The sequence below is a fragment of the Shewanella sp. NIFS-20-20 genome, from assembly GCF_019209865.1.
Classification (GTDB): Bacteria; Pseudomonadota; Gammaproteobacteria; order Enterobacterales; family Shewanellaceae; genus Shewanella.
Map to the genome: position 1 here is coordinate 1 of NZ_JAHUTT010000097.1, position 6737 is coordinate 6737.

Sequence of the window (6737 nt, forward strand, 5' to 3'; positions counted from 1 at the left end):
AGAGCCGACTAAGATTAGTGTGCCGATGAAACAGAAACGCTGCATGATGAGCCCCGCCTTCTTGGAGCAAGTCCTTGTGGCCGGATTTACATCAGCGCCTAAATCTTAACCATTCATGCGGACGCCCAGTAATATAAATAAACATATTACTACTGATTATGCTTGAGAGTGGTCACTGAAAAAAATATATTTCGTGGTAATTTTAGATTGTGCAAGCAGAGATGCACAGATATGGGGAGGTAAAATTGCTCCTATCTTCCCTAAAGAGTATGGCGACAAGGATGTTGCCATTTCTAAATTAATCTATAGGTATAAATATAATGAAAAAAATAATAGCAGGGTTTGTGATTTTGTTTAGTTCTTATGCTCAAGCTGGAAGTTTGTCATGTAGTGATGAAGTGGAAGTTATGGCAGTAAATGGAGTTGGAGTAGAGAAAAGTGAGAGTATAAAATTAAAACCAGGTAAAAATATGATTCAAATAAGGTATGTAGAATTATTTGATGACGAATACACCGACTCTAGCTCTTGGTATAGATCTAAACCTGCATTTGTAAGCTTTAATGTCGAATCTGGGGATAAATATTTTTTAGATGTTCCGGAATATTCAACATTAAGTGATGCTGAACAATTTGATACTGATCCAAAAATTGCATTGTTCAATAATGCTGGCGATGAAAAAAATGTAAAAGTATTGAGCGTTTCAGAACTTGTTAATGCTCTGTCACTGTCATTAATCTAAAGTTATAAGGCAACTAAATACTCAGTTGCCTTATTGTAATTTTGATGTCCTTCTAAATTTAATACAACTCATTAAATATTGTCTTTAAATAATCGAGTTCTGGTATATTGTTGTTCAACCAAGGTAGTTTTTCAATATTGCAAGATGTTAACTTGTACATATTGTCTTCTGTAATGCTAAGCGAGAGTTTATCGGCAAACTTATTCATAGAAAGTGCAACCATTCCTCTGTAACAAACTGTTGAAACAAAGTTAAAATCTACGTTGTCGATATCACTTTCTTGCATTAGCAGTTCACCTGAATTAATCGCTTTAATTATAAAGTTTTCTTTCTGTTGCTGGAGTTTCTTCAGGAGTCTAAATGTGTCAGAAGTAAGGTAAGGGTCAGCATGGTCTGATATGAATTTACTTGCCGCAAAAAAATTGCAAATTGAATCTGCATTGGTGGCAATGTTAATGCTGAATAACTCTTGCAATTGACTAACATATAACTTTGTTTTTAGAGGAATATCCGAGGCTTTTGCAAGTGAAATATTAAACTCAATCATTCTGAATAAGTTGTTGTTGAATATAGTTACAATAACATCTTCCTTGCAATTGAATAGGTCATAAATAGTGCTGTTGGAGCAGTTTGATATTTTTCCTAAATCTGAAAACTTAAAAGAAACTATACCTTGCCTTGATATTAGTTGTTTAGCATTCTCAATGATTATTCTATTTCTTTCTTCCTTGCTAATTGATTGCCTTACCATTACCAACCTCCATTTTTTGATATAATAATGCCGGCAAATTTATGTATAATCTATTTATACTTTTTAAAAGTGTGAGGCTTGTCAGTAATAATAATTATGTGTGAGTTTATAACTGAAATCTTGTGAATTCACCAAAATATTATAATTCACAGTTTAATATGGTTGGGATGTGTGATTAGGGTATTTAAAGTGACAAGTATCATAAATAGTAGTATTTATGATTTCATTGTCTAATGGTGTACTGTGTGTAATATACAATATATGAATTTATTAGATTGTATGAAACTAACTGTTGGTGCAAGAGTTTGAATTTAAATTAGGAGCTTTATTGATTATGGCGAGGGGATTACAGGTGTTGATTTGGATATGTAAATGATTATTGTCTTTATCTGCAAATTGACTTGATATGTTTATTAAAAGTGACAAAACACCAAAAGCAAGCATAGCTTTAATGACTAAAAAATTGACAGGTTGAAAGTCATTTTTAATATGGCGACGGCTTTTTATAGCAATTAGTGTTGGTAGAATGATTGCTAATACAGTAGAACCTATTACTGATGTCTGTATTCCATAAATAAAGCCGTCACTATTATATGTATACATTATCATAGGTATAAAAAACATGACTGAGAGGGCTAGTAGGTTGTTCTTTGTGCTTTCTGGTAATGCTAGTTTCTCTCTAGTGAAGTCCAAAGCTGCGATCGATATACCAGTTAAAGATGTAAAAATAGCAACAAAATATAGAAGTGTAATGATAGATGAAAAAAATGGTGAATGTAATTGCGCAATTTCTGATATAAGACCTTGAGTGCTTTGAGAGTTTTGTATGATTTGATCTAGGGTTGATTTTGGTATTGTTTCTCTTACTGAAAATACCCATGCAAGATAGGTTGCGTATATAATGGGCATGGCAAAAAATATAGACTTGGTCGACCTTGATTTATTATACCCATACCTTTTAACAATGCTGGGCAGGATTGCGTGAAAGCAGAAGCATGCCTGACATATCGGCATAATTATTGACCATTGTTCAAAGCTCAAAGTCTTGTAATTTTCTAAGTTAGCAGCTTCAGGATGGTTATATTGGAAAAGTGCATATACTGAAGTCGTAAACAGAATCAACCATAATGTAGCATTAGCATAACCAAGTTTACTAATTTCCCCTGTTGATAACGCTATGAAAGAAAGTAGGCAAGTAATAATTATAGCTGCTGAAGTAAAAGAACTGCTGGTATTGTTTAGATGTTTAACCAGTTCAATTAATCCGCAGATTGAAGAATAGATTACAAATGTGAATACAATCACAAATGCTATCCCACTAACAAATGAGCCGTACCTTCCTAGGGCTTTGCTTGCGATTGAGTGGATATTACCTTTTGTAGGAAATCGTATCGATATCTCGATCATTACCAAAGCTGCAATGGTCATACTTAAGCAATAGGCTGCCAGAATCAATGATACAGTCATCATGCTATTTTGAGCGAAAATGATTGGTAGTACAAACATCCCTGAACCTAAAGCCGTTGTGCATATTATTGCTGTTCCAGAGAATATGCTTGTTCTTGCACTCATAATTCCACTCTTAACCCATTGTAATGTTATCAATGTCTCTAACGCTTTCTTTGTAAGCGATTATTTATTTAGCTATGCATCTATTAGCTAGTCATTTGCTATATGCTACATGTATTCTCTCTTAGTTCATTATATGCAGTTTGTGTAGGTTTATGATTTATATTTTTGTGATGAACGTCATTAATTAAGTATTGTTTTTAGTACTTAATTAGGGGTTGGTAATGTCTTGTTGGTAAATCATTGCAAATTACTTCTCAATTTTTAGTTAACTCTCTTACAGACATCAACTTGATGTTGTTATATGTCACATTTAAATTTTTTAAAATCCATATAACTATTTCCTCAGTAAGATTTGTTGGTAGAAGGTATCTTCATTTCAAATGTTTATTGTAAGAATAATATTACAGTTAGACGTTGATACCATTCACAATATAACAATGCTAATAACATATACTAATACTCATCAAATAACTTTTTGGTTTTGAAATGGAATGAAATTAAATCTATTAACTTTGCCTATCCTATTATCATCTGCATGTTTATCTTGGTCCGTGTTCGCAGAGGGTGTTTCTAATAGAACTGTATTTGGTGTCCACTATGATATTCATAGTAGCAAAACCTCAGAAAGTAATGGTGGAAAATATGATCGAGGTTGGGCCTCAATGGTCAACCTTACTAATGCCGGATGGGGGGACTTCGCTGCCATACTTCATCTTGATGATTATACTATAAGTGGTGATGGTAATAATGATCATACTAAAGGTTGTGAACCTTATTCTACTATCCGGACTATTTTCGATGTTAATTATAATTTGAGTGGAGAAGACGGAAAAGGTTTGAATATTTGGGTGCAAAATTTTACGGTTGCTAATAGAGTTATTGTGGAAAATGAAATATTTGCAGGCTTTTCATATGACCTAGAAGCGGGCGACGTATCAGTACGGCCTCGTGTGGGAGTTAGTTATTTTAACTTATTAGCTTTCACGCCATATGAACAGGTTAATGGTTATCAAAAGAAGGCAGAATTCAGTGGTTTCAATGGCTACACTCTCGGTGTGGATGTACGTAAAGTCTTTATGGTTGGTATTCCGTTAATTACCGAAATAAAGGCCACGTATATGGGGGGGTGGAATGATGAATATGTTGAAGAGGCATTTGCTGTAGATGACTATTCATATAACGTAGAAATAGGTTTGAAGGCTGCAATTACTAGAAACTTTAATCTTGGCGTAGCTGCGACAACTCGTCATAATTTTGCTGGTTATGGCAAAGACGGGGAGTTTATTACCTTGAGCGCTGGCTATGTGTTCTAGTGGGTGTAAGATATTTGCATAATAACATTCTGGCAGTCTATTTTTTAATTCGGCATTCTTAATTACGCTTGTTTAAATTATTACAGGGGATTTTTTCATGTTAAAAAAACTTATATTAGCTTCTGCGGTATCTAGTATTTTTTTATCTGGGTTAGCTAATGCTTCATTGGAAGGTATGAAACCTCGGAATCTCCCAAATCAGCCACTGGGCTATATAATTCATGATCCTTATGATAATGCTCCTTTGACCGCAGTTGTTACTTTAAGATCTGCCAGTCAAGATATTACTGACGTGAGAGTGAGCATCAAACCAAAGAATGGTGGTGCAGAGCTAGACTATGAAGTTTCCGCAAGTAGAGTGAAAGATGAAGGTGGCGTACCAATCTTTGGTCTTTACCCTGATCATATGAATGAGTTCACCGTTTCCTTTAAGGAAAATGGCAAAGATAAATCTCACACCTACAGTATGCTTACGCCCGATGTTGTGAATGTATTTGGTGCAAATCAATGGGATAAGCATCCAATTATTGATGTAAAGAAGGTTGATAAGGAATTTAAAGACCGTCTGTATTTTATCAACTGGACAGGTAGTGATGGCAAGACGGCTCAATTGACCCATAATACCCCGGAAGCTCACGGCGCTTTCTCATGGGATGGTGTTCCGGGTTTCTATATTTTGGACACCGCCGGTGATATCCGTTGGTATATGGACGCCAAAAAAACCCATGATTCTAAGCACTATGAAAAAGCCGGCTACGCTATGGGTATGAACGTCACTGATGATGGCAATATGGTCTGGGTGCAAGGTCAGAGCTGGAAGCACATGACCATAATGGGGCGTATGGTGTCCGAACACTCCTTGCCAGGTTTTTACACCGATGCATCCCATGAAGGCATTGAGGCGGAGAATGGTAATGTGTTTATTCGTGGTGCCGCGAAGAATTATGAGCGTCCTGATGGGAAAATTGTGAATACTGTTCGTGACCATATTTTAGAAGTCGATAAGAATGGCAAACTGGTTGACGTATGGGACTTAAACAAGATTTTGGATCCTATGCGTGACGCTGCTCTGAAATCTTTGGATGCCGGCGCTGTGTGTTTGAACATCGACCTTGATAAGGCCGGTAAGCAAACTGAAATTACCAGTGATGCGCCGATGGGTGACATTCATGGAATTGAAACAGGCCGTAACTGGGCTCATGTGAACTCAGTCGATTACGACCCGACAGATGACTCTATTATTATCTCTTCCCGTCACCAATCAGCCATGATAAAAATTGGCCGTGACAAAGAAGTGAAGTGGATCATGTCACCGCGTGAAGGTTGGAAAGGTAAATTGGCGAGTAAGGTGCTGACACCGGTTGATAGCAAAGGTAAAAAGCTGACTTGTTCCGAAAAAGGCAAGTGTGAGAACACTGATTTCGATTATGTTTATACACCTCATACTGCATACAAAGTCGACGAGAAAGGTACCTACACGGTATTTGACAACGGTGATGGTCGCTACCATGAGCAGCCAGCATTCCCAACGGATAAATACAGCCGTTTGGTCGAGTACAAGGTTGACCCTAAGAAGATGACAGTGCAGCAGGTTTGGGAATACGGTAAAGACGAGCTGGGCTACAAGGGGTATTCTCCGGTGACCTCAATTACTAAGTATCAGGCCGACAAAAACTCTATGCTGGGCTACTTCGCTTCGGCAGGTTTATATGGTGTAGGCGGCGGATACGGTAACCTGAAAATGGACGAAACTACAGGTAAGGTGAAATCGATTTTGACTGAACACAAATATGGTGCAAAAGAGCCATCGGTTTATATCGAAATTAACAGCCATAAGTTGTTTGCAACAGGTTATCGTGCGCAGACTATCAATGTGACTAATATGATGAAGTGATGCGAAAAAAAGCAGGCTAAAGCCTAATGCCGATCAGTTAAGACAGATCGCTTGACGATCTCACTGAAAGGATCAAAATCCGATGACCCCTTGTCATCGGATTTTTTTATGCAACTTTCAGAAGCTTTGGCGCGTACTCATATCAATCGTCTTACCGAATTCACCTGTCTGGCCGATGTGCTTGAGCCTGATTTAATTCAGTCGTGCCTTGATTCACATGGTGTTGCCAGTTTACGGCGACGTAAGTTACCTATGGATGCCATGATTTGGGCTGTGATTGGTATGGCTCTGTTCAGAGGCGAGTCCGTCCGCTCTCTCATCAATAAGCTTGATATCGTCTTGTAACCCTCCCTTAAAATCAGAATGTTTTAAATAGAGTTTTCCATTTACACTAAACCAAATGGAGAATCACATGAAAAAGACACGTTTTACTGAAAGCCAAATTATCAACATCCTCAAAGAAGGCG

Annotated in this window: 5 protein-coding genes and 1 pseudogene; 4 read left to right on the top strand and 2 right to left on the bottom strand. The window is 37.1% G+C overall.

The window, feature by feature from the left end:
• Positions 1 to 320: 320 nt before the first annotated feature.
• On the top strand, positions 321 to 740 hold the full coding sequence (locus KU855_RS18310; RefSeq protein WP_218532664.1) for a DUF2057 family protein: 420 nt from the start codon (positions 321 to 323) through the stop codon (positions 738 to 740).
• 58 nt (positions 741 to 798) lie between these two features.
• On the opposite strand, the gene KU855_RS18315 is transcribed toward KU855_RS18310, so the two are convergent.
• Both KU855_RS18315 and KU855_RS18320 read right to left on the bottom strand, forming a co-directional pair.
• On the bottom strand, positions 799 to 1491 hold the full coding sequence (locus tag KU855_RS18315) for a TetR/AcrR family transcriptional regulator (RefSeq protein WP_218532666.1): 693 nt from the start codon (positions 1489 to 1491) through the stop codon (positions 799 to 801).
• A 285-nt stretch (positions 1492 to 1776) separates the two neighbouring features.
• Positions 1777 to 3063 carry an aromatic amino acid transport family protein gene (locus tag KU855_RS18320; protein WP_218532668.1) on the bottom strand — a complete coding sequence of 429 codons (1287 nt, stop codon included), beginning with the start codon at positions 3061 to 3063 and terminating at the stop codon, positions 1777 to 1779.
• A gap of 491 nt (positions 3064 to 3554) precedes the next feature.
• Here KU855_RS18320 and KU855_RS18325 point away from each other — a divergent pair, with 491 nt between their 5' ends.
• The 3 genes and pseudogenes from KU855_RS18325 to KU855_RS18335 form a co-directional block, all read left to right on the top strand.
• Positions 3555 to 4376 carry a hypothetical protein gene (locus tag KU855_RS18325; RefSeq protein WP_218532670.1) on the top strand — a complete coding sequence of 274 codons (822 nt, stop codon included), beginning with the start codon at positions 3555 to 3557 and terminating at the stop codon, positions 4374 to 4376.
• Positions 4377 to 4473: 97 nt separating this feature from the next.
• On the top strand, positions 4474 to 6270 hold the full coding sequence (locus KU855_RS18330; RefSeq protein WP_218532672.1) for an aryl-sulfate sulfotransferase: 1797 nt from the start codon (positions 4474 to 4476) through the stop codon (positions 6268 to 6270).
• A gap of 108 nt (positions 6271 to 6378) precedes the next feature.
• Positions 6379 to 6612, top strand: a pseudogene (locus KU855_RS18335) (transposase domain-containing protein); the annotation flags it as partial.
• Positions 6613 to 6737 lie beyond the last annotated feature (125 nt).